The 22,150-nt window shown below is 33.7% G+C and carries 21 protein-coding genes and 4 pseudogenes; 19 read left to right on the top strand and 6 right to left on the bottom strand.

What is annotated here, in order from left to right; all coding sequences use genetic code 11:
* Positions 1 to 138 precede the first annotated feature (138 nt).
* Positions 139 to 1,527 carry an HD domain-containing protein gene (locus NSS74_RS11805; protein WP_340813637.1) on the bottom strand — a complete coding sequence of 463 codons (1,389 nt, stop codon included), beginning with the start codon at positions 1,525 to 1,527 and terminating at the stop codon, positions 139 to 141.
* 205 nt (positions 1,528 to 1,732) lie between these two features.
* On the opposite strand from NSS74_RS11805, the gene NSS74_RS11800 reads away from it, so the two are divergent.
* The 3 genes from NSS74_RS11800 (at position 1,733) to NSS74_RS11790 (ending at position 4,290) form a co-directional block, all read left to right on the top strand.
* The gene (locus NSS74_RS11800) at positions 1,733 to 2,038 is read left to right on the top strand and encodes a luciferase domain-containing protein (protein ID WP_002035104.1); all 306 of its coding nucleotides are present in this window, start codon (positions 1,733 to 1,735) and stop codon (positions 2,036 to 2,038) included.
* Between the two features lie 94 nt (positions 2,039 to 2,132).
* The gene (locus NSS74_RS11795) at positions 2,133 to 3,443 is read left to right on the top strand and encodes a phytoene desaturase family protein (protein ID WP_002141759.1); all 1,311 of its coding nucleotides are present in this window, start codon (positions 2,133 to 2,135) and stop codon (positions 3,441 to 3,443) included.
* Positions 3,421 to 4,290 carry a sigma-70 family RNA polymerase sigma factor gene (locus NSS74_RS11790; RefSeq protein ID WP_002141760.1) on the top strand — a complete coding sequence of 290 codons (870 nt, stop codon included), beginning with the start codon at positions 3,421 to 3,423 and terminating at the stop codon, positions 4,288 to 4,290. Before NSS74_RS11795 ends, NSS74_RS11790 begins: the two co-directional genes overlap by 23 nt.
* Positions 4,291 to 4,325: 35 nt before the next feature.
* Here NSS74_RS11790 and NSS74_RS11785 read toward each other — a convergent pair whose 3' ends face one another.
* Entirely contained in the window at positions 4,326 to 4,484 is a 159-nt protein-coding gene (locus tag NSS74_RS11785; protein ID WP_002085567.1) for a hypothetical protein, read from the bottom strand.
* A gap of 305 nt (positions 4,485 to 4,789) precedes the next feature.
* Here NSS74_RS11785 and NSS74_RS11780 point away from each other — a divergent pair, with 305 nt between their 5' ends.
* From NSS74_RS11780 to NSS74_RS11770, 3 genes are all read left to right on the top strand, one after another.
* Positions 4,790 to 5,383 carry an O-methyltransferase gene (locus tag NSS74_RS11780; RefSeq protein WP_002085565.1) on the top strand — a complete coding sequence of 198 codons (594 nt, stop codon included), beginning with the start codon at positions 4,790 to 4,792 and terminating at the stop codon, positions 5,381 to 5,383.
* Between the two features lie 348 nt (positions 5,384 to 5,731).
* Complete coding sequence (locus NSS74_RS11775; RefSeq protein WP_002085564.1) at positions 5,732 to 6,844, top strand: toxic anion resistance protein; 1,113 nt, start codon at positions 5,732 to 5,734, stop codon at positions 6,842 to 6,844.
* A 24-nt stretch (positions 6,845 to 6,868) separates the two neighbouring features.
* Positions 6,869 to 7,702 carry a DUF3974 domain-containing protein gene (locus NSS74_RS11770; RefSeq protein WP_002035109.1) on the top strand — a complete coding sequence of 278 codons (834 nt, stop codon included), beginning with the start codon at positions 6,869 to 6,871 and terminating at the stop codon, positions 7,700 to 7,702.
* Positions 7,703 to 7,758: 56 nt separating this feature from the next.
* Here the strand turns inward: NSS74_RS11770 and NSS74_RS11765 are convergent, their stop codons facing one another.
* Entirely contained in the window at positions 7,759 to 9,318 is a 1,560-nt protein-coding gene (locus NSS74_RS11765; RefSeq protein ID WP_002141762.1) for a glycoside hydrolase family 10 protein, read from the bottom strand.
* Between the two features lie 226 nt (positions 9,319 to 9,544).
* Between NSS74_RS11765 and NSS74_RS11760 the strand changes: the two genes are divergently transcribed.
* The 7 genes from NSS74_RS11760 to NSS74_RS11730 all read left to right on the top strand — a co-directional run bounded on the left by NSS74_RS11760 (position 9,545) and on the right by NSS74_RS11730 (position 15,918).
* Positions 9,545 to 9,850 (top strand): PTS sugar transporter subunit IIB, encoded by a 306-nt coding sequence (locus NSS74_RS11760; RefSeq protein ID WP_000865888.1) that lies wholly within the window; start codon positions 9,545 to 9,547, stop codon positions 9,848 to 9,850.
* A gap of 11 nt (positions 9,851 to 9,861) precedes the next feature.
* On the top strand, positions 9,862 to 11,145 hold the full coding sequence (locus NSS74_RS11755; protein ID WP_340813636.1) for a PTS sugar transporter subunit IIC: 1,284 nt from the start codon (positions 9,862 to 9,864) through the stop codon (positions 11,143 to 11,145).
* 78 nt (positions 11,146 to 11,223) lie between these two features.
* On the top strand, positions 11,224 to 11,490 hold the full coding sequence (locus NSS74_RS11750) for a hypothetical protein (RefSeq protein ID WP_002136308.1): 267 nt from the start codon (positions 11,224 to 11,226) through the stop codon (positions 11,488 to 11,490).
* A gap of 21 nt (positions 11,491 to 11,511) precedes the next feature.
* On the top strand, positions 11,512 to 12,663 hold the full coding sequence (gene anmK, locus NSS74_RS11745) for an anhydro-N-acetylmuramic acid kinase AnmK (protein ID WP_002141765.1): 1,152 nt from the start codon (positions 11,512 to 11,514) through the stop codon (positions 12,661 to 12,663).
* Positions 12,664 to 12,681: 18 nt separating this feature from the next.
* Entirely contained in the window at positions 12,682 to 13,581 is a 900-nt protein-coding gene (locus NSS74_RS11740; RefSeq protein WP_002141766.1) for a BadF/BadG/BcrA/BcrD ATPase family protein, read from the top strand.
* A gap of 135 nt (positions 13,582 to 13,716) precedes the next feature.
* Complete coding sequence (gene plsY / locus NSS74_RS11735) at positions 13,717 to 14,265, top strand: glycerol-3-phosphate 1-O-acyltransferase PlsY (protein WP_002085555.1); 549 nt, start codon at positions 13,717 to 13,719, stop codon at positions 14,263 to 14,265.
* Between the two features lie 69 nt (positions 14,266 to 14,334).
* On the top strand, positions 14,335 to 15,918 hold the full coding sequence (locus NSS74_RS11730) for an aminotransferase class V-fold PLP-dependent enzyme (protein WP_340813634.1): 1,584 nt from the start codon (positions 14,335 to 14,337) through the stop codon (positions 15,916 to 15,918).
* 127 nt (positions 15,919 to 16,045) lie between these two features.
* Here NSS74_RS11730 and NSS74_RS11725 read toward each other — a convergent pair whose 3' ends face one another.
* Positions 16,046 to 16,183, bottom strand: a complete 138-nt coding sequence (locus NSS74_RS11725; RefSeq protein ID WP_002127410.1) for a DUF3956 domain-containing protein — start codon at positions 16,181 to 16,183, stop codon at positions 16,046 to 16,048.
* 343 nt (positions 16,184 to 16,526) lie between these two features.
* On the opposite strand from NSS74_RS11725, the gene NSS74_RS11720 reads away from it, so the two are divergent.
* A complete protein-coding gene (locus NSS74_RS11720) occupies positions 16,527 to 16,739 on the top strand; it encodes a hypothetical protein (RefSeq protein ID WP_000416118.1) in 213 nt (70 codons plus the stop codon).
* 247 nt (positions 16,740 to 16,986) lie between these two features.
* Here NSS74_RS11720 and NSS74_RS11715 read toward each other — a convergent pair whose 3' ends face one another.
* The gene (locus tag NSS74_RS11715) at positions 16,987 to 17,316 is read right to left on the bottom strand and encodes a YkvA family protein (RefSeq protein WP_002141768.1); all 330 of its coding nucleotides are present in this window, start codon (positions 17,314 to 17,316) and stop codon (positions 16,987 to 16,989) included.
* 429 nt (positions 17,317 to 17,745) lie between these two features.
* On the opposite strand from NSS74_RS11715, the pseudogene NSS74_RS11710 reads away from it, so the two are divergent.
* The 3 genes and pseudogenes from NSS74_RS11710 to NSS74_RS11700 all read left to right on the top strand — a co-directional run.
* Positions 17,746 to 18,754 (top strand): annotated as a pseudogene (locus tag NSS74_RS11710) (N-acetylmuramoyl-L-alanine amidase); the annotation flags it as partial.
* A 42-nt stretch (positions 18,755 to 18,796) separates the two neighbouring features.
* Positions 18,797 to 19,660 (top strand): exosporium leader peptide-containing protein, encoded by an 864-nt coding sequence (locus NSS74_RS11705; RefSeq protein ID WP_149191130.1) that lies wholly within the window; start codon positions 18,797 to 18,799, stop codon positions 19,658 to 19,660.
* 66 nt (positions 19,661 to 19,726) lie between these two features.
* A pseudogene (locus NSS74_RS11700) lies at positions 19,727 to 19,928 on the top strand (N-acetylmuramoyl-L-alanine amidase); the annotation flags it as partial.
* Positions 19,929 to 20,139: 211 nt separating this feature from the next.
* Here NSS74_RS11700 and NSS74_RS11695 read toward each other — a convergent pair.
* Positions 20,140 to 20,328: pseudogene (locus NSS74_RS11695) on the bottom strand (hypothetical protein); the annotation flags it as partial.
* An 18-nt stretch (positions 20,329 to 20,346) separates the two neighbouring features.
* Here NSS74_RS11695 and NSS74_RS11690 point away from each other — a divergent pair.
* Both NSS74_RS11690 and NSS74_RS11685 read left to right on the top strand, forming a co-directional pair.
* Positions 20,347 to 20,611: pseudogene (locus NSS74_RS11690) on the top strand (hypothetical protein).
* 73 nt (positions 20,612 to 20,684) lie between these two features.
* The gene (locus NSS74_RS11685) at positions 20,685 to 22,037 is read left to right on the top strand and encodes a DEAD/DEAH box helicase (RefSeq protein ID WP_002141774.1); all 1,353 of its coding nucleotides are present in this window, start codon (positions 20,685 to 20,687) and stop codon (positions 22,035 to 22,037) included.
* Positions 22,038 to 22,150: the final 113 nt, after the last annotated feature.

Genomic DNA, 22,150 nt, shown 5'->3' with positions numbered 1-22,150 from the left:
AAAATTAGAGCGAACTAATGAAAGTCGGAATTATTGATGTTAGGTTAGGAGTAAAAATATTGAAATTTATTTCGTATATTTTAATGGTTACGTTATATGAAAAGACCAATGCCTTATAGAAAGGAATTGGCCTTTTATTTAAGATAGTTTTTGATGAATCATTAATTGTGCTTTAGCAGTATTGGCGTAATTTAGCCATTCTATTGCCAAGTTTTGTTTTAAATCAAAATGGATTTCAATTACGTCTAAATGAGATATCTTTGTTTTAAGTGGAACAGGCATCCCATTTACTTTTACTTTTTTCATGCTATGTGCAATTTTTGGAAATGCAGAGAAAGAAAAATCAATGATTGTAGCACCATCAGGTAAATAAACTGGTTGTAAATCTGTAGTATAAGCTGTAATAGTATTTTCAAATAGTTCATACGATACTAAACTACGGAAAGTGATTGGATCTGTAGTTAATAAATTGTTATTCACAATTGTATCATCCATTATTTTATAAGATATTGCTTGAATATTTGCAGTTCTATCATTCAATAAAGAAAAAATACCGTTATCTTTCAACGTTTTTGCTATTTGTGTTTGAATGATAATTGTTTGTTCAGCATCATTCATATTGACTTTAGTTTTTAAGTTGTTATTAAAATGGCTATTTTCAAGTGCTATATTATCCTCGAAATAGTTTATAGTTGGTTTATATAATTGATGTATTATTCCAAGAATTTTATAGCAATCTAGTAAACTTGTAGTTGTAATACAAATTTGTGAAATACCTGATACATTTTGTATTTCTTGTAATTGTGAATATGCAGTATATACTGGGGGAAACTCATAGTTTATTTCAAATGAAAGGTTTGTATTAGAAAAAGAATGTATTCCTTTTCTTAAATGAGTTATATTTTTTTGAAGGTGTGGCACATATTCGGTTAAAAATTTATGTACTTCAGTATATCTTTCTTTATGTAGATATTGAAAAGCAAGATTTTCTAATTCATGCTGGATTGTATATAACCCTAATCGCTTTGCAAGTGGCGCAAATAGTGTTAATGTTTCATTCGCATAAGCTACTTGTTTTGCGGGTTTTTTAACACTCAATGTTTTTATATTGTGAAGGCGATCTATAACTTTAATAATGCCAACACGTATATCTTGTTGAGAGGATACTAGTAATTTTTTGAAATTAATTGCTTCATATAATACTTTGTTTTGATCTTGTAGTTTTTTTCCTTTTGTTAATCCATTTACAATATATTGAATAGTCGCACCAAAATGTGATTCAATTTCTTCTAGAGAGTATTCGGTATCTTCTACAACATCGTGTAATAAAGCAGCAATCAATGTTGTAATGTCAGCTTTATAATTTAGCAGTATTTCTGTAATCGCGAAAGGGTGAATAATATATGGTTCTCCAGTTTGACGGTATTGTCCATCATGTGCTTGCTCTGCAAAATGTATAGCTTTTTTCAAAAGCTTTAATTCATCAGATCGTAGATAATTTGCCTTTTGTAATAATACCTTGCTCATATATATCCATCCCTTAAATTTATTTTTAATAATAATTCTATATAATAGAATAAATACCCTTTGAAATTGTTTTAAGTGTGTAAAAAAATAAAGATATTGAGATTAAACTATATTCGTATATCCATTCATACTTTGGATTGATGGAAAAAAGTAATGAACATGTTAATTTAATATTACATCAATCATTAAAAAGGGGTGAAGGTTCATGTCATTTAGTGAAATGATTAGAAATGAAGTACTTGGCTGGGCAGGTGTTTCTGAAAAACCGCATCGATTTGGTGGTATTGAAATAAATTATGGTAAGAAAGAACTTGGTCATTTGCATGGCGATAAGTTAGTTGATTTACCATTTCCAAAGGTAAAGCGGGATGAATTAGTGAGCCAAGGATTGGTGAAACCACATCACGTATTACCTGAATCAGGATGGATAAGTTATTATATAAAGAGTGAAGAGGATATTCCATTTGCAATTGAGTTATTTCGTATGCAATATGACAGAATAAAAAAATAATGAAATAAAATAGATAAGGAAAAATATATTTTCATGTCACATCCCTCCTTAATCGTTCGTCTTGTATGTAGAACGGATAAGGAGGGATTTTATTATGAAACATTTTGATGTAGCAATTGTTGGTGGTGGGCTTGCTGGATTAACAGCATCTATATATTTAGCGAAAGCTGGAAGGAAAGTTATTGTATTAGAAAAGTCCAGTCACTTCGGTGGTCGAGGGATGACTATAAATAAAAACGGCATTTGTATGAATCTTGGTGCACATGCTTTATATAGAGGTGGAGAAGCGTTTATAACTTTTAATGAGCTAGGAGTAAATCTTCCAGGTGGAATCCCATCTACAAAAGCACATGGAATATGGAAAGGGGATATTTATACCATTCCAACAGATTTTCGCTCTATTTTATCAACACCGTTACTTTCATGGTCTGCAAAAGTACAGTTCGCTCGTCTTATGATTCATTTAGGAAACTTAGATTTAGAAAAAGTTCCGAAAATAAGCCTAACTACATGGGCAGAAAATGAAATTAAAGATCCAATGGTTCGAAATATATTTTATGCATTATGCCGAACAACAACATATACGTATGCTCCTACAATACAATTAGCATCTTCCGTACTAAAGCAAATACAGCTTTCTATGAAAGAAGGAGTACTTTATGTAGATGGTGGTTGGGAGACGATAATAACAAATTTAAGAGGAATAGCGAATACTAGTGGTGTACAATTTCTGGCTAAAAAGCATGTTTTAAAAATAGAGCATTGTGAAGGAAAACAAAGAATACATTGTTTTGACGATGAAGTATTTGAAGCTGGGGCAGTTATTGTAACAACTCCACCGAAAGAGGCATGTAAAATTATAAAAGGTACAGAAGGAACAAGTTTGCAAAAATGGAGTGAACAATCTACACAAGTGACCGTGGCAGCGTTAGATATTGGTTTAAAACAATTACCGAATCCTTTGCATCATTTTGCATTGGGATTGGATCAACCTATATTTTTCACGAATCAATCGAGAGCAGCTAAATTGAGTGAAGATGGATCAATTGTAGTGAGTCTAATTAAATACCATAACCCTGTACTAGAACTGAATCATATTCAAGAAGAGAAAGAACAGTTAGAAAATATGATGGAATTGTTACATCCGAATTGGAAAAGAGAAGTTGTTGCACAGCAATATTTACCGAAAATTACGGTAGTACATGATTTTCCTCGTATTGACCGTGTTGAAAAACCAGGCCCTAGTATACCTGAAATGCCAGGTGTTTACGTTGCAGGAGATTGGGCTGGGCATGATGAAATATTAGCTGATGCTGCGGTAGCAAGCGGGAAACGTGCAGCGTTACACATTTTAAAGAAATTTGAAAGTGAGGCAGTTCATCATGGAAACGGAGCAGTTATATGAAGCGTATCAACCATTATTATTTTCGTTAGCATATAGAATCCTTGGGAGTGTTATGGATGCTGAAGATATCGTCCATGACGTATTTATATCGTTTAATAATATGGAGGACGTTCAATCTATAGAAAATATGAGAGCCTATTTATGTAAAATGGTAACAAATCGCTCAATTGACAAATTACGTTCGGCAGCACATAAACGTAACGTATATGTCGGAATGTGGTTGCCAGAGCCATTTGTGGAAGAGATTGATGATCCATCAGAGTCATTTGTAATGAAAGAATCAATTTCTACGGCATATTTATTACTTTTACAACAACTGACTGAGGTAGAGAGGGTTGTTTTCATATTAAGAGAGGTTTTTAGTTATGACTACGAAGAAATCGCTTCGATTGTAGAAAAGAGTAGTGTGAATTGCCGAAAAATCTTTCAACGTGCACGAAAAAGTATTTTAGATAAGCCGAAGCAGTCAACATTAAGTACGAAGAAGATGGCTGCTTACGTGGAGAAATTTGTATCATCATTGCAGTGTGGGGATACGCAAGGCATGTTAGAAGTTTTAAAAACAGATGCGATATTTAAAGCAGATGGTGGTGGTAAAGTTACAACTGCAATTAATCCGATTTATTCTGCAGATAAAATTATACGTTTGTTCTTTGGAATTGCAAAACGATTGCCAGAAAAGTATAGTGTTGATTTCAAAATAGTAAATGGTGCACCAGGCGTTATAGTTACAATAAATAATAAAGTGACGTATGTACTTTCATTCATATTTGAGGATGAGAAAATTTCAAACATTTATATGATGGTTAATCCAGAAAAACTTATGCACTTAAATGTAATAGTATAAAAAAGACGCATTTCTTTAGAAGTGCGTCTTTTTTTTTATTTTTCTAACATTTCAAGAGGTACATCTTTTTCGCCGGCTACCTCGAATTTAATTTCCCCGTCTTCTTCATAAATGCGTTTAATAATCGGTATAGTTATCATTAGTTTTTTATGCTGTTTACGTCTTCTAGCAGCATCTAAGTTAATCACGTTCATGTGTAAGCATCCTTTCTTACAGAAATATATAAACAAAAGAAAATGCGTCCGAAAAGGGCGCTTAGTTGAATTAGAAATACCGATTCATTTAAATGGGGTTTAGATTATCTTATAATTGAAAACTGATTGTAAAATAATGTGAATTAAATAATTGCACGTAGAAATTAACTTTACCAAAAAACGAAACAATATGCTATAAAAAATTTTAATTCTTTGTCGTATAACAGGAAAAAGGTGTGCATTTCGCATATAATGAAAAGTAGACGGGCATCATGTACTTTTTCATCATATTGCTTGGAAAGGCGATGGAGAAAATGAATACTCTAGATTCATTATTATTGCAACTTGAACAATATGGAGAAGAGCATGATCGACATAAAGAAAAAAGAGAAGAAAAATTAAGAAATATTTCTCGTGAAATGGGGCAGTTTTTATCAGTATTAGTAAAGGGCTGCAATGCAAAAAAAATTTTAGAAATTGGAACTTCAAATGGCTATTCTACATTGTGGCTAGCAAATGCGGTAGAAGAAACAAATGGAAATGTTATAACTGTAGAACTTTCTTCAGAACGGGTTGGAGAGGCACTTGGAAATTTTGAAAGGGCAAATCTTACACAGAGAATCGATATTCATAATCAAGAGGCTGGGGCATTTTTAGATTCGCAAGTAGATCGTTCATTTGATTTTATTTTCCTAGATTCAGAGCGCACGCAATACATGTGGTGGTGGGAACATATAAAACGTATTTTAGAGCCAAAAGGTTTTCTTGTAATTGATAATGCAACTTCTCATGCGGGGGAATTAGCTGGATTTATAAAGATGATTGAAGAAGACGTTACGTTTGAAACCGTGTTATTAGCTTTTCAAAAGGGAGCATTTGTTGCGCGGAAGAATAATTAGAAGTGGACCTAATATAATTATCACATTGAAAGATAGTATATGTCAAAAGATAGAGCATTGTATGAATTTAAGAAGGTAACTAAATGGAATTTCAAATTAATAGTCAGTGGTGATAAGTAAGGTAAGCTATGAAGAATCCGTCTTCAGTATGTTGTTCTCTAGGTCTTAAGTCTGAGGAAAATAATGACGAGAACAGGTATACTTATACTATGAAACAGGGAATGACTGCATAAGCAGGTATTTCTTGAAAAATCGATTTCAAGCAAGCAAAAATGTATATGAAATACGATATATTAGATGAAATATAGTGCACATAAATTCGCACATATAAATAAAGGAGCGATTTTGTTGACTGAACTCGAGAAAAAAGAACCTGTATCGATTGTGAAAGATAATAATGTAGAAGTAGTAGTGGATACAGTAATAAAAGATGCAGAACTTGAAGAACTGAATAAAGAAGCAGATCTTTATGTACAAAAGTTAAATAGCGAGCAAAATACAGATTTATCAAAAGTATTGTCGCAGCTTGGAGACTTAGGGGATAAAGAGCAGCAAGCGGCAGGACAAACGCTATCAGCTTTAAAACGTCCTGTGACAGCGATGATGAATGGAAAGAATGAAGAAATTCCAAATACATTGTTAGAATTACGAAAAGTGGTATCAGAACTTGATCCAAACTCATTAAAAGCAACTGGTATGAAGAAACTTATGTTTAAAGTGTTTAAGAAAAATCCGCTTGAAAATTACGTGCATAAATATCAATCTATAGATAAGCAAATCGAGGAGATTATAAGATCACTTCTCATTGGCCGTGATAACTTGCAAGAGGATACGGTTGGTCTTGAAATGTTAAAAGAGCAATCACACGATAAAATTCACGCTCTTGATAAACAAGTATACTTAGGAAGAAAACTTGCTGGTATGCTTGAAGCTGAGAAACAAAATCCAGAACGTCAAAGGGATATTCCGTTAATAAATGATGCATTAGAAAAGATACTTGTGCGTACTCGTAATATGCAACAAGCAAAAAGTGTATTATTACAATCTATCGCATCTGTAGACATCATTAAGAAAAATAATGAAAAGCTATCAGAGGCAATTCGTAATGCAATTACGATGACGCAAAACGTTATAACGGTTTCAGCTGCAATTCAGCTCGCATTAACAAATCAACGTAAAACAATTGATGCTGTTAATGCAACAAATGAAGCGATTGAATCAATGGTATTAAGCAATTCACAAGCATTAAAACAAAATACAGAAGAAACAACAAAACTCCTAGAAAATCCTGCAATTAGCATGGATAAATTGCGTGAATCATTCCAAAATGTATTTGCCGCTATTGAAGCATCTGAGAAATCGTCAGAACGTATTATTGAGTCTAGTAAGAAATTTGTAATTGAACTAGATACATTTAATGATGAGATGAAGCAGAAACTCATTCAGCGTCCAAGGAAATAACAGACTTTTAGAGGAGGTGAAAAAATGAGTTTCATTCAAGGAGTATTATTACTATTAGGATCATTACTTTTAATCGCATTTACTGTCGTTGTTTTAGTTGTATACTTCGGACGTAAACTTTATTTTTCATGGACGAAACCATATAAGAGAGCACAAGATTCCATTGAGAAATTATCAAACAAATCGACACCGTTTTTACAAGAGTTTACGCAACATCCACTCTTTTATCGCTGGATTCGTACGGAAGGAAAGAAAGAACAACATACATTGAATACTCTTTTCTGTACATCAGGTCAACGTACGAGAGAACAAGTATTTTCAATGTTACCGAAAGAAAAACAGAAAAAAGTGCATGTAATGGCAAAAACAACGAAAAAGCTTACAAATGAAGATATCGATGTGGCCGCGATGAAAGTGAAAGATTTCTTAAGACAAGAAACGCAGCAAACTGTAAAACCGACAGACTTATCGTTTTATAAATTGTATTTCTATGATCGATATCCAGATGCATTAAATACAATTCAAGCATATAAACGCTCGATTAATCCTTCACTACAAAGAACAGTTGATGACATTACAATTTCAGTATTAAATGCATTGCCGTACTATCAAGAACAACGCATGTTTGAACAACAACATAAACTTGAAACGTTCTTAATGAAAGATTTAACAGCGATGTTATCATTAGTGGTACAATTACCACCATCACAACGTCCTGAAAAAGAAGAAGAACTAAAAATATACTTGCAAAATTTCCAAAAAGAAATGGAAGTAGTAGAGCGTGATATTCGCGACTCCATTGATCATGATTTGAATGTGAAGATGAGAGCAGCGACTGAGAAGTTTAAGAATAAATAAAAAAGGCGCCTTAAAAGCTAAGTATTTCTCAGCTTTAAGGCGTTTTTTTTGAGATTTTATTTTGCCTTAACGGTAGTAAAACTAGAAGGAATGCTTTCATTATGCAATCGATCAACTGCAGTTACCACATACGTATACGTTTCTCCAGAAATAGCCGTTTTATCTACGTAAATTTCTCCAAGTTTTGTTTTTCTTACAGTAGTAAGTAAATGTTTTGGGTTTTGTATATCCACTTCATTTTTTCCATTCACACGGTAAATGGCGTAATAAGAAGAGTCATTATCTCTATTGTCAATTATTCCCACGGCAATACCTTCATCTCTTGGAATGGCACCTTTTAAAGTAGGTTGTTTTGGCGGATCATGATCAAGCCAAGGCATAGGTGGAATTAATGCAGGGTGTTTATATATGTCTTTTGAGAGTCTATCTTTAATTCCAAGTGGATTGTTATTTATATCTTTTAAACTGAAATGCATACTACCTTTTATTTGTGGATATTGATGGTTTAAAGCGATTTGCTTTGGATATTCTTCTGGCTCAGACCAAGCAGGCACAGAGTTGTTATTTATTTTATAAGCCGCTTGACCGATGTATAGGTGAATCGGTTTGTTATTTGTTTCTTTTACCCACCAATCTACTAATATATCATATGCAGCAGGTGTGAAACCTATATTCCAATATATTTGAGGTGTAATGTAGTCAATGTACCCTTTTTGTATCCACTCACGTGTGTCAGCATAAAGGTCATCGTAGTTTCTTTGACCTGCGGTTGTTTTAGAGCCAGTTGGATCGTCAGCTATATTTCGCCATACGCCAAATGGACTAATGCCAAATTTCACGTATGATTTTTCTTGTTTTATAGCAGTATTTAAACCTTTTACGAGTTCATTTACATTATTGCGACGCCAATCTTCGATAGTTGAAAAATTCTCATTATTATATGATTCAAATGTTTTTTGATCAGGAAATTCTTCGCCAACTACTTTATAAGGGTAAAAATAATCGTCCATATGAATTGCATCAACATCATAATTTTTTACGATTTCTAAAGCGCCTTCCGTTATAAAGTTTTTCACATCTGGAATACCAGGGTTGTAATATAGCTTCCCGCCGTAAGGTACAACCCAATCGGGATGTTGTCTTGCAGGGTGATTATTTGATAATCGATTTATATCAGTGTGATTCATCGTTATTCGGTATGGATTAATCCATGCGTGGAATTCTATATTTCTTTTGTGTGCTTCTTCAATCATAAATGCGAGCGGGTCGTATCCAGGGTCTTTTCCTTGTGTACCCGTAATGTATTCAGACCAAGGACCGTAATTTGAAGGATAGAAAGCATCAGCAGTCGGTTTAATTTGTACAACGACTGCATTCATACCAGTGTTTTTTACATCGTCTAATAGTCTTATAAATTCTTGTTTCTGCTTTTCAATAGGTAAGCCAGTTTTTGAAGGCCAATCAATATTGAGAACAGATGCTAGCCATACAGCGCGTAATTCATGTTTTTTGTAAGTAGTATTTACTTCAGCATAAGTAGAGTGAGGGGAAATGAAAGAGAAAGGAGTAAACAATATGACGATACAGCACATCATTACTAAACGTTTCATAATCATTTATACGCCTCCCTATTATACGATTATTTAAAATAATATATGATGTTAGGTTGGCCCTGCAATTGAGAAAAATAAATATTGAAACATTAATTTAATAGGAAAAATATTTTTAGTGAAATTTACTTTCAGTATAACTAAATCGTTTCATTTCTTCATATGCTTGTTAGTAAAGTGAAACTTTCTTTCATTTGAAAGAAACAATTTATAAGTATAGGAGGATTCAATAATGAAAGTTTTATTCGTTTGTTCTGGAGGAATGTCCAGCGCAATTGTTGTAAACGCTTTAAAAAAAGAAGCAGAGAAAAAAGGTATGAACATGGAAGTGCATGCTATTGGAACAAGTGAGGTGGAGGAAGAAGTAAAGAATGGTTGGGATGTTGTAATGGTTGCACCTCAAGTTAGACATCGATTTGACGCTGTAAAAAAACTTACAGAACAAGAATCTATTCCGTGCGGTATTATTCCGCCGCAAGCATACACGCCGCTTGGTGGACCGACTTTATTAAAAACTGTAAATGAATTAATTAGTTAGGGGGAAGCGTTATGAATAAGTTTGTCACGTTTCTTGATAAAAACTTATCTGGACCGATGGCAAGGCTTTCTGAACAGAGGCATTTACAAGCAATCCGTGATGGAGTTATTTCGGCGTTACCATTTATTATCGTAGGGAGTTTCTTTTTAATAGTAGCATTTCCACCATTACCGAAAGATAGTTTCATATCAGTTTGGGCATTGAAAAATCAAACAAGTATATTAATACCATATCGTTTAACGATGTTTATTATGTCTTTATATATAGCATTTGGTATAGGATACAATTTAGCGAAAAGTTATAAGTTAGATGCTTTATCAGGGGCACAGTTAGCAGTATGCTCACTACTTTTAACATTGGCGCCCGAATTAATCGATAAAAAAGGATTTATGCTTCCGATGACAAATCTCGGGGGGCATGGATTATTCGTAACGATGATTGTATCTATTTTATCAGTAGAGATTTTAAGATTTTGTAAGACGAAAAATGTAATGATTAAAATGCCAGAACAAGTACCGCCGTCTGTTTCACGTTCGTTTGAAGCACTTATACCTGCTGCATTCGTAATTATTTTAATGAGTTTAGTAACTGTCGTTTTTAGTATTGATTTACACCATGTTGTTGATAAATTAGCAGCACCGTTAGTAAAAGCTGGTGATAGTTATTTCGGTGTAATCATTCCAGTGTTTTTAATCATATTTTTTTGGTCATTCGGAATCCATGGTGTGTCGGTTGTTGGAACTGTTGCTCGGCCATTATGGGAAGTATACTTAGGGAAAAATGGTGAAGCAGTTGCTAGTGGAGCAAATCAGTTGCCATTCATTTCACCAGAACCATTATACCAATGGTTTATATGGATTGGTGGTTCTGGTGCGACGTTAGGACTTGTATTAGCTATGATTGTATTTGGTCGATCAAAATATTCGAAGGCATTATCAAGAACTTGTATTGTGCCTGGTATCTTTAATATTAATGAACCTGTTATTTTCGGATTGCCAATTGTACTAAACCCAATTTTAATTATCCCATTTATCATTACACCACTCGTAACAGCAACTATTGCATACTCAGCAACTGCGATGGGGTTTGTTACACCAACACATATAATGCCTCCATGGACATTACCAGCTCCAATTGGCGCGTATTTAGCCACAGGTGGAGATTGGCGTGCAGTAGTATTAGTTTTTATAAATATAGCAATATCATTCCTTATTTACCTACCATTCTTTAAAATGTACGACAAAAACATGCTTGAAATTGAGAAAAATGGTGATGGGGAATCTGTTAATCCGTAAGTTTTATATTTTATTTTTGAGTGATAGGCATTTTGTCTATCACTTCTTTCACATTAAGTCCAGAGAGGGTGAAATAGAATGAATATAAAATTTAGCTATAAAGGTGTATTTTTATTGTTATTTGGAGTGATATGTGCAAATTTACTTTTCGTACCTTTATTAAGAATGCTAAATCTATCACAAATGCATAGTATATGGCTCGTTACAAGCTTTGCGGCAAGTATTTTGCTTACGGTAGTTGTTTCTTTCATTGATGGATCGTTTGCATCGAAAGCACAGTTGTTTTTTAGATTTATATTGTTTTCTGTAGGTTGTACGTTGTTTACTTACATAATTGTTTTTTAGTGAATAGGGGGCATGCATATTATGTATATTGCAGGGATAATGTCCGGTACATCGTTAGACGGAATAGATGTAGCGCTCGTTCATGTAGAAGGAAACGGTGTAGATTCTAAAGTCGAACTCATTCATTTTACTACTGTTCCATTTTGTAAGGATATAAAAAATGAGATACTGCAGGCTTTATCAATTGATACATCTAATGTTCAATTGATATGCAGTTTGAACTTTAAGCTTGGTTTATGTTTTGCCAATGCTGTGGAGGAAGTTTGTAAAAAGGCTGATTTGTCATTGGAACAATTAGATTTAATAGGTTCTCACGGACAAACGATTTATCATCAGCCAAAGCAAGAAGGCAATAGTATTTCTTCGACATTGCAAATTGGAGAACCAGCAGTTATTGCATATGAAACGAATACAACGGTTATCTCTAATTTTCGAACGATGGATATGGCAGCAGGGGGACAAGGTGCACCACTTGTGCCATATTCAGAGGTCATTTTGTATCGTCATCAAACTAAAAATAGATTACTACAAAATATTGGCGGAATCGGTAATGTTACAGTAGTACCAAGTCATCTAAGTGATAAGAGTGTTATTGCTTTTGATACTGGCCCAGGAAATATGGTAATCGATGATGTATGTCAAAGATTATTTCAGTTGCCATATGATCAAAATGGTAGGATTGCAAAACAAGGAGTAGTTGTAGATGAAATTTTGACATATTGTATGAACCATCCATTTTTGAAAATGAATCCACCGAAATCAACTGGTAGAGAACAGTTTGGAGAAGAGTTTGTAAGTGAATTATTGAAGCGGTTTGAAAAGCATGGTAAAGAAAATCTTTTGACGACTGTCACGATGTTTACAGCAAGTTCAATTGTTCATCATTATAAGGAGTTTATTCTGCCGTATTATGAAATCGATGAAGTAATTTTAGGTGGTGGGGGCAGTTATAATCGTACACTTGTTGAAATGATACGAAATGGATTGAAGGAAGAAAAGTGCGCGATATTCATTCAAGAAGATATAGGCTATTCTTCAGAGGCGAAAGAAGCAATTGCCTTTGCGATATTAGCAAACGAAACGCATCATCGTAATCCGAGTAATGTGCCAAGCGCAACAGGTGCAAAGCAATCTGTAGTTTTAGGGAATATAACATTCCCTCCAATAAGATGATGAAAATGAGGCGAACATATGAAGTATATGATTGGAGTAGATGGTGGGGGCACGAAGACAGAAGCAATTGCATTTGATCAAGACGGAAACGAAGTTGTAAGAGGTACGAGTGGGTTTGGAAATATATTAATAGATTATGAAAAAGCAGTTTCGCATATTATGGAGGCGATCGATCAATGCAAGAAAGCTTTAATAGATGGGCACTGCGTTTGTATTTGTTTAGGGTTAGCGGGTATAAGTGGAGCGAATACAAATGAATTAACATTACGATTAATAAAGAAATATGAAACGAAAATTGAAGTTTTTAATGACGCAATGATTGCACATGCAGCTGCTTTAAAAGGTAAGAATGGAATATTAACTATAGGTGGTACAGGTGCAATTTGTATAGGAAAGAAAGACGAAGTGTACGAGTATAGCGGTGGATGGGGACATATTTTAGGGGATGAGGGAAGCGGTTATTGGATTGCGTTACAAGGTTTAAAGAGAATGGCAAATCAATTTGATCAAGGAGTTAGACTTTGTCCATTAAGCTTAAGGATTCAAGACGAGTTTCGACTTTTAACATCATCTCATATAAAAAAACTAGTATATAGTTCTTCAAAAGATAAAGTTGCAGCAATTGCACCATTAATTATAGAGGAAGCGAGGAATGGGAATGATGATGCACATAAAATTATTCTGCAAGCGGCTAAGGAATTAACGATAATTACGGTGAATATTTACAACAAGATGCAGTTTGATTTATCACCTTTAATTGCAGTAAGTGGCAGTATATTGCGTTTCGTTCCTGAGATATATGCTGAATTTAAGAAATGCTGTGAGAAAAGTATGGGAGAAGTTATATTCGTATCACCATCAGAAATGGCAGTGAAAGGAACATATCATTTAATGAAGGGTGTATATTTTATAAAATAGAAGTATGAGAATTTTTGTATGATTTGTAAAAATATGATGTTAAAATATACAAAGGGATGTAAAGCAAGAAAAAGTACAATATACATAGTCATTGAATATTGTATAAGTACTCCCATGTAGAAAGTGAATGATTACATGATTAATAGTATGCAATTTTTGTATTTGGTGGCTTCTTATTTATTTGGAAACATATTGACCGCTTATATAGTAACGAAATGGAAACATAATGTTGATATTCGTGAAGAAGGAAGTGGTAATCCTGGCGCAAGAAATATGGGGCGCGTATATGGAAAAGGGTATTTCGTCGCTACATTTTTAGGTGATGCGATCAAAGGGGCAATCGTAGTTTCTATTGCAAAATACCTTTTCGAAGATTCTACATTTGTAATGTTAGCTTTACTGGCTGTTATACTTGGACATATTTACCCAATTTTATTTAAAGGCAAGGGCGGAAAAGGCATTTCAACATTTATTGGAGGGTTAATTGCATTTGATTATTTGATAGCGCTTACTCTTATTGCTGTTTTCATTATATTTTATTTAATCTTTAAAGGATTTACTAAGCCCGGACTAATTACAATCGCTTGTTTACCAGTTTGCATGATTTTGTATTCTTACTCTATTGTTACGACTATTTTAAGTGCACTTATCATTGTACTTATTTTATATGTAAATCGAGAATGAAATGAACTTTTTATAAGTGGAGTTAATCTCCACTTATAATTTTTATTAAATACATAAAGGAGATACAACATGGGGTTAATTTATAAAGTTGCTGATCAAGCTTGGGAATTTGAAAGTATACATAAATTGAATTATAAAACATTTGTAGAAGAAATTCCGCAACATGAAGAAACGAAAGATCGTGTTCGTATAGATCGTTTCCATGAAGAAAATACATATTTAATTTGTTTAGATGACGATAAGTTAGTAGGTATGGTTGCATTGCGAGGAAAACGACCATTCTCGTTAGATTATAAAATTCCAAATCTAGATTTTTATTTGCAAGAACATGGAGAAAATGTATATGAAATTCGTTTACTTTCAGTAGAACGTGAATATCGAAATGGAAGAGCATTATTAGGTTTAATTCGCTTTTTACATCGTTATTTGCTTCTAAATGGATATGAATTGGCACTCATTTCTGCTACAACACGTGAACTACTTTTATATGAGCAAATGGGATTCAAATCTTTCCATACGTTAGTTGGTACTGAAGAAGCAGCCTTCCAGCCAATGTATGTTACCCCAGCTATGTTTGAAGAGTCGAGTGTTGGAGGTATTATGACGAAAGAATATACGTTTTTACCTGGTCCAGTGGATATTGAAGAAAATGTTCGAAAGGCATTTTCTACTAAGCCTATTTCGCATCGTTCTAAGTCATTTCAAGTGACGATAGAAAATGTAAAAAAACGATTACTTCAAATAACGAAAGCAAAACGTGTACAACTTATGTTAGGAACAGGAACGTTAGCGAATGATGCAATTGCTTTACAGTTACGTTCATTAAAAGGTAAAGGACTAGTTTTAGCGAACGGGGAGTTCGGTAATAGATTAATTGAGCAGGCAAAACGTGCACATTTAAATTTTGATACGTATAAAAAAGAAATGGCAGAGCCGTTTATTTATACAGAATTAGAAAAAATAATGGCAACTGGAAATTATGAATGGCTTTGGTTTGTTCACCATGAAACATCAACTGGAATGTTAAATAATTTAGAAGAACTAAACATTCTTTGTAAAAAATATCAAATGAAACTATGTGTAGATTGTATAAGCTCAATTGGAGCAATACCAATAAATTTGAAGGATGTATATTTTGCAAGTGGTGTTAGCGGAAAAGCGATTAAATCATATACAGGATTATCTTTCGTTTTTCATAACCACATTGTAAAAGTAAACGAGGCAGTACCTGCTTATATGGACATTGGTATGTACGAAGAAAATGAAAGTATCCCATACTCCCATTCATGGAATTTAATTTATGCATTGCAAGAAGCATTAAAAATATTTGAAGATGAAATGGTATTTGAAAAAATAAAAGAGACGTATACATATATTGAACAAGCTATTACTAATATGGGTTTAAATCTTGTTTCACCTAAAGAACATGCCGCGCCAATTATAGTTACCATTCAATTAAATGAAGATCGGTCTTCTAAGGCGCTAGGTGATGCGTTAGCGTTACAAGGATATATTGTTCATTATGAATCAGCGTATTTACAAAAGAATAACTGGATTCAAATAGCATGTCTGAATCACTATAAAGAACGTGATATGAAGAGGATGTTAAATTGTTTGCAGATGTGTGTGTTAAAGAAAGTTCTTTTAACGTAAATGCTTGTATATTTATTATATAATTTCTACAAGGCTATGAGTCACACTTGCTAAGTGTATAGAAGTGCATTTTTTGACAAGAGTTTAAAAGAGAGCGAAAGCTCTCTTTTAAACTTACTTAAATGAATTACCCACAGATTGGAATACCGAGAACTCTCAAAGCTAGTGCTACTTGAAGAGTAATTTCCAATCTAGCAATTTCGATGCCAGCAACTGTGAGTACTAAAAAAGGTTGGCCGTTTACGAACACAATACAACTTTCCATATATACGCCTCCTTTCTAGTGATCTACTACAGTATATGAATAAAACTATAATACGTTATAGTTGGATTTATGAATTTTATAAAAATAATAGATTTACCCTATGTTTACGAAACAAATGGAGTTTCATAGTGTTAATAATTTAATTGTTAGACAAGGAAGCATCTATAATAAGATGCTTTTTATTATATTTACGTTTCAGCGTGACAATAAATAAAGTTAATCAATGACGAATTGAGAGGGAAATATATTGATAAATATTTGTATGAGGTAAACTAAGAAGGTTTTAGAAAAACGAAAAGGAATTTTTATACTTGTAACATAAAAATTCTAGGGGGATGTTAATATGGAAAAAACTATGATGGTAGAAACAACAAACATGATGATGTCTATGGAAAAAATGATGTGTGAAATGAAGTGTATGAAAATGATGATGAATAACATGATGCAAATGGATGTAGAAATGGATAAGGCAATGATGGTGAAAATGAATGAATGTGATGAAATGATGAAGACTACTATGTCTATGATGAAAGCGATGAAAGAGAAATGTTGTTGAAGTAGCAAACTATAGCGTAAAATGATGATGATCTTGTAAATTTAAATTAGTAAAGAGCCTGTTTTAGTTGGTAAATTAAAATAGGCTCTTTTAACTATTGTTCAAAAATAAATTGAGTTGACAAAAAAGAACTAAAAGATTATTTTAGTTCTTTTTTCTGTATTAACACTGTTCAAATCATTTGTTTAAAAGCTATAGATGATGGTTAGGCAGTGAGAAAAGACAAGTAAGAGCCTATCTTTCTTCGTTAAATGTGTGCTGAAGTAAATAATGATTCCATTTTTATTTTACTCTTCTCTCGAATTTCAGCATCCGCATGTCGCATTACAAATTTATGCGCTACAGCGATTGCTAAAACATCATCTAATAAGCCAATCCCAATAATAGCAGCTATATCTGGAATGAAGTCGATTGCTAATACGTAATAAGATAAAGCGGCTAATATTATGAATTTAGCTTTAGTAGGTAACCCTTTTTTTCTCATTGTGTAGTATAAAATAATACTTTCATATACGCTTGATTTCCCGAGGTTTGCTGAGCTTTTTTTGAATTTTTTCCAAAGTGTCTGTTTCTCCATATAAACACTCCTTTTCCAAAAAATAGATTTTTTAAAAGGATGGACAAAGAAGCGAAAGAATAATCAATTTTATTGTTTTTTCTTATTGTATATTTCGATATTTATAAGCGAATACCTGTTCAAAATAAAACAATGCTTGTTAAGCGGATACGATTATGGAGATGGATGAAGAGAAAATCTATTTTGGAAAGCAAATAAGTTTCCGATAGAGGTTTCAATGAATTATTTGCGTTCTGCAACGAAGGCAGAAAAAACTTTTGATTTCTTAATACCAGCTATCTTGACAATAATTATTAGATTGTTTATAGCGTATATGAATCCGAATACAACAATAATATTGAAAGGAATTAAGGATATAAATAAATAATCAATCACTTACATTCATTCCAATTTTAGCTGGTTTTAATATAGCTAATTACCTCGTTCCTTATGATTCTAGTACTTGCTGGTTCATTTGCTACAAGTATTTTTGCTAATAGAACGTTTTTTATCCCTAATTTACCAAAACAATCATATCGTTTTGGCGTAGGTGTTTATGAGGGCGTAGTAGCTCATAGTACAGCGACTTCTGAAATATTCAAAAGTATGAATCTCGTACATGAAGAAACGCATTTGTTCAATATGCTGTTGATTGAGATGAAACAATCCAAATCGCTAATATAAAATACATTGCATATGGCGGTGGACCTGCTGCTAATAAACGATTTGTACATGTAGAGTTATGTGAAACAGCAGACCATACAAAGCCCGAGCGTTCATATGAAAAATACGTAAAACTTTTAGCGGAAATCTTAAAAGATAACAAGTTATCTTTAGGAAAAGGATTGTGGATTCACTACGATGTGATTAAATATCTTGGCAGTACAGATCATGAAGATCAACTTGATTATTTAAAATCTCATGGGGGATCAGGAGCTCAATCCCGTGCTGATGTACAACGGGCATACAATAATTCTAGTGTGGATGTTTCTGTACCTGAAAGCCACCTAAACCAACAGAAGTACCAACAGCTGTAACCGATGGTATAGCTTATATTGAAGGCTACAACGTTAATTTACGTAAAGGACCAGACACAAGCTATTCTAAGATTCGTCAACTAAATAAATCAGAAGCTTATGTTGAATGGGGCGAAAAGCCTGGTTGGTTAAACCTTGGTGGAGAGCAATGGATTAAGAACAATCCATCCTATGTGAAGTTTAGTAAGAAAAGTACAGTAGATTCTTCTATTGTAGGAAAGCGTGTTGTTTCTAAAGTTAACATTCTACGTTTCTATGATGCTCGATCTTGGCAGGATAAAGACGTGGATGGTTTTGTAGATGTAGGTGAGGTGTTTACAATTTTCAGGAAGTTAAATATGGAAGGTTCAGTACAATTTAAGGCGCACAATAGTATAGGGAAAACATATTATATTACGATCAATGAAGTTTATGTATTTGTAACTGTATTACTACAGTATAGTACATTCATAGGAGGTAGTTATGTGTTTGATAAAAATGAAATACAAAAGATAAATGGGATACTTCAAGCTAATGCATTAAATCCAAATTTAATTGGCCCTACACTTCCCCCAATCCCACCATTTACTTTACCCACAGGTCCAACAGGAGGGACAGGCCCAACGGGAGTAACGGGTCCAACAGGAGTAACGGGTCCAACAGGAGTAACGGGTCCAACAGGAGTAACGGGTCCAACAGGAGTAACGGGTCCAACAGGAGTAACGGGTCCAACAGGAGTAACGGGTCCAACGGGAGTAACGGGTCCAACAGGAGTAACGGGTCCAACAGGAGTAACGGGTCCAACGGGAGTAACGGGTCCAACAGGAGAGACAGGCCCAACAGGAGGAACTGAAGGTTGTCTTTGTGATTGCTGTGTTTTACCTATGCAAAGCGTTTTACAACAACTTATTGGAGAAACTGTTATTCTTGGCACTATTGCAGACACACCCAACACGCCCCCGCTTTTCTTTCTATTTACTATCACTTCTGTGAATGATTTTTTAGTTACAGTTACAGATGGCACCACAACCTTTGTGGTCAATATATCTGATGTAACAGGGGTAGGTTTTTTACCACCAGGACCACCTATTACATTACTTCCACCTACCGATGTAGGATGCGAGTGTGAATGTCGTGAACGACCAATTAGACAATTACTGGATGCGTTTATCGGATCTACAGTAAGTCTTTTAGCAAGTAATGGTTCTATTGCAGCAGATTTTAGCGTGGAACAAACAGGACTTGGGATAGTACTAGGGACATTACCTATAAATCCAACTACAACCGTTAGGTTTGCAATTTCAACTTGTAAAATTACAGCTGTGAATATAACCCCTATTACGATGTAGTCTATTTCTTTCAGAAGTATCTGTTGCTACTCGATAAGAAAAGCACAGTTTATTTGTCCACCTTGAAAACGTATTGTTTTCAAAGTGGACAATCTACGTTTCTAGGATGCTCCACCTTGGAAATATAAAGATGGAGCTGGTTCTGTAGATGCAGGGATTTATGATTGATGCAAAAGTGAGTGTCAATGGTTCGCCACAGTACAAAGCACACAGCAGTAAAGGGAAAACATACTATGTTATTGCAAATGAAGCCTATTTATTCATCTAATGCACTATACCTTCATGAGTAATTAACCATGCCCCCTTACTCTTTCTATATCCTTCATTTGTAAATTTATTACTACTATATTATTGGCGTACAATACTAAATGTATCTAAATGGTTTTCTAAACGCACAAAATCCCCAAATTGATATGGTAAGGCTATAAAAATTATAATGAAAAATAATAAATATCTCTAATGCACTATTAGGATTTTTCCATTTTATATTGCAAACCATCTTTCTGAAAGATAAGCTCATATGCTAAATCAAAATGAAGGTTATATAATGCTTTCGTATTACATATTAAATTGTAGAACTTAGTTCCTTGATGTACATATTGGTGTAATTTATTTTGAATTGGTGAAACAATGATTTTTAAAATTACGTTAATATCTTCATTAAAGAAGTTATAGGAGGGAATAACTTGGGCTCATTATTTGATGTAATAGCAGATGTTATTTTATCCTCGAAATGACATGAAATTAAAACATTATATCGCAAAATTAAGTGAATTAGAGTGGTTTCGAAATCTACATGAAGATCCGAAGTATACAAGTTTAATTTGGAGTAATAGAAAAATTAAAAAGTATATTTTGACTTCTGCAAATATGGAAGCATTAATAAAATCCGAGAAAAAACAAAAAGAATTTGTTCATCTAGTACAGGATGAATATAAAAAAAGAAGATAAGAATTTTTTTATTTTTCATATTTGGCGAAACAAATGGTACAATGAAAGCTAATGTGAAAAATAAGGAAAAGAAGTGGTCTATTTGAAAAACTTTTTAGAATTAGGAATTAGTGAAACTTTTAATCATACATTACGTGAAAATGGAATTACAGAAGCAACACCGATTCAGGAGAAGGCAATTCCTGTTATTATGTCAGGTAAAGATATTATTGGGCAGGCGAAAACAGGAACGGGTAAAACGTTAGCATTCGTGTTACCGATTTTAGAAAAAATCGATCCAGAGTCTAGTGATGTTCAGGCTTTAATTGTTGCACCAACAAGGGAACTAGCACTGCAAATTACAACTGAAATTAAAAAAATGCTTGTTCAAAGAGAAGATATTAATGTACTAGCGATATATGGCGGACAAGATGTAGCACAACAATTGAGAAAATTAAAAGGTAATACACATATTGTTGTAGCGACACCAGGACGATTATTAGATCATATACGACGTGAAACAATTGATTTAAGTAATCTTTCAACGATTGTACTAGATGAAGCAGATCAAATGCTTTATTTCGGATTCTTATATGATATTGAAGATATTTTAGATGAGACACCTGATAGTAAACAAACGATGTTATTCTCAGCAACGATGCCAAAAGATATTAAAAAATTGGCGAAACGTTATATGGAAGAGCCGCAAATGATTCAAGTACAAAGTGAAGAAGTAACGGTAGATACAATTGAGCAGCGTGTCATTGAGACGACAGATCGTGCAAAGCCAGATGCACTTCGTTTTGTTATGGATCGTGATCAGCCATTTTTAGCAGTTATTTTCTGTCGTACAAAGGTTAGAGCAAGTAAGCTTTATGATGATTTAAAGGGACTTGGTTATAATTGTGCTGAACTTCATGGTGATATACCTCAAGCGAAACGTGAAAGAGTTATGAAGAGTTTCCGCGAAGCTAAAATTCAGTACTTAATCGCAACGGATGTAGCAGCTCGTGGACTTGATGTAGATGGTGTAACGCACGTATTTAACTTTGATATCCCTGAAGATGTAGAAAGTTATATTCACCGCATTGGCCGAACAGGACGTGCAGGTGGATCAGGTCTTGCAATTACGTTCGTTGCAGCGAAAGATGAAAAACATTTAGAAGAAATTGAAAAAACGCTTGGTGCACCAATACAAAGACAAATAATCGAACAACCGATGATAAAAAATGTAGATGAAAATGGAAAACCGGTACAAAAGCCGGCTCCAAAGAAATCAGGTCAATATCGTCAAAGAGATAGCCGTGAAGGTTCAAGAAGTGGTTCAAAAGGTGGTCCAAGAAACGATTCAAGAAATAGTTCTAGAAATGATAACAATCGATCATTTAATAAGCCAAGTAATAAGAAAAGTAGTACAAAACAAGGTCAGCAAAGACGTGGCCGTTAAATAGTTATTATTCAAAAAGAGTCGCAAAGTGTTGCGGCTCTTTTTTGTTTTTATACAACGAAGTCGATATAAGGACAAGGGTGATTACATAGAAACAACCTTTAAAATTTCAT

Origin of the sequence: Bacillus sp. FSL E2-8868 (assembly GCF_038005505.1) — a bacterium.
Lineage (GTDB): Bacteria > Bacillota > Bacilli > Bacillales > Bacillaceae_G > Bacillus_A > Bacillus_A mycoides.
The sequence above is the reverse complement of the archived record's forward strand: the minus strand, read 5'-3'. Positions and strand labels throughout refer to the sequence as shown.

Excerpts from the sequence above, each read along its gene's own strand:
- NSS74_RS11730 (WP_340813634.1), top strand. The coding sequence starts at position 14,335 with ATGGGGTTAATTTATAAAGTTGCTGATCAAGCTTGGGAATTTGAAAGT.
- NSS74_RS11800 (WP_002035104.1), top strand. The coding sequence starts at position 1,733 with ATGTCATTTAGTGAAATGATTAGAAATGAAGTACTTGGCTGGGCAGGT.
- NSS74_RS11720 (WP_000416118.1), top strand. The coding sequence starts at position 16,527 with ATGGAAAAAACTATGATGGTAGAAACAACAAACATGATGATGTCTATG.
- NSS74_RS11780 (WP_002085565.1), top strand. The coding sequence starts at position 4,790 with ATGGAGAAAATGAATACTCTAGATTCATTATTATTGCAACTTGAACAA.
- NSS74_RS11765 (WP_002141762.1), bottom strand. The coding sequence starts at position 9,318 with ATGATTATGAAACGTTTAGTAATGATGTGCTGTATCGTCATATTGTTT.
- plsY (WP_002085555.1), top strand. The coding sequence starts at position 13,717 with ATGATTAATAGTATGCAATTTTTGTATTTGGTGGCTTCTTATTTATTT.
- NSS74_RS11725 (WP_002127410.1), bottom strand. The coding sequence starts at position 16,183 with ATGGAAAGTTGTATTGTGTTCGTAAACGGCCAACCTTTTTTAGTACTC.
- NSS74_RS11805 (WP_340813637.1), bottom strand. The coding sequence starts at position 1,527 with ATGAGCAAGGTATTATTACAAAAGGCAAATTATCTACGATCTGATGAA.
- NSS74_RS11795 (WP_002141759.1), top strand. The coding sequence starts at position 2,133 with ATGAAACATTTTGATGTAGCAATTGTTGGTGGTGGGCTTGCTGGATTA.
- NSS74_RS11750 (WP_002136308.1), top strand. The coding sequence starts at position 11,224 with ATGAATATAAAATTTAGCTATAAAGGTGTATTTTTATTGTTATTTGGA.
- NSS74_RS11760 (WP_000865888.1), top strand. The coding sequence starts at position 9,545 with ATGAAAGTTTTATTCGTTTGTTCTGGAGGAATGTCCAGCGCAATTGTT.
- NSS74_RS11790 (WP_002141760.1), top strand. The coding sequence starts at position 3,421 with ATGGAAACGGAGCAGTTATATGAAGCGTATCAACCATTATTATTTTCG.
- NSS74_RS11770 (WP_002035109.1), top strand. The coding sequence starts at position 6,869 with ATGAGTTTCATTCAAGGAGTATTATTACTATTAGGATCATTACTTTTA.
- NSS74_RS11740 (WP_002141766.1), top strand. The coding sequence starts at position 12,682 with ATGAAGTATATGATTGGAGTAGATGGTGGGGGCACGAAGACAGAAGCA.
- NSS74_RS11785 (WP_002085567.1), bottom strand. The coding sequence starts at position 4,484 with ATGAACGTGATTAACTTAGATGCTGCTAGAAGACGTAAACAGCATAAA.
- anmK (WP_002141765.1), top strand. The coding sequence starts at position 11,512 with ATGTATATTGCAGGGATAATGTCCGGTACATCGTTAGACGGAATAGAT.
- NSS74_RS11715 (WP_002141768.1), bottom strand. The coding sequence starts at position 17,316 with ATGGAGAAACAGACACTTTGGAAAAAATTCAAAAAAAGCTCAGCAAAC.
- NSS74_RS11755 (WP_340813636.1), top strand. The coding sequence starts at position 9,862 with ATGAATAAGTTTGTCACGTTTCTTGATAAAAACTTATCTGGACCGATG.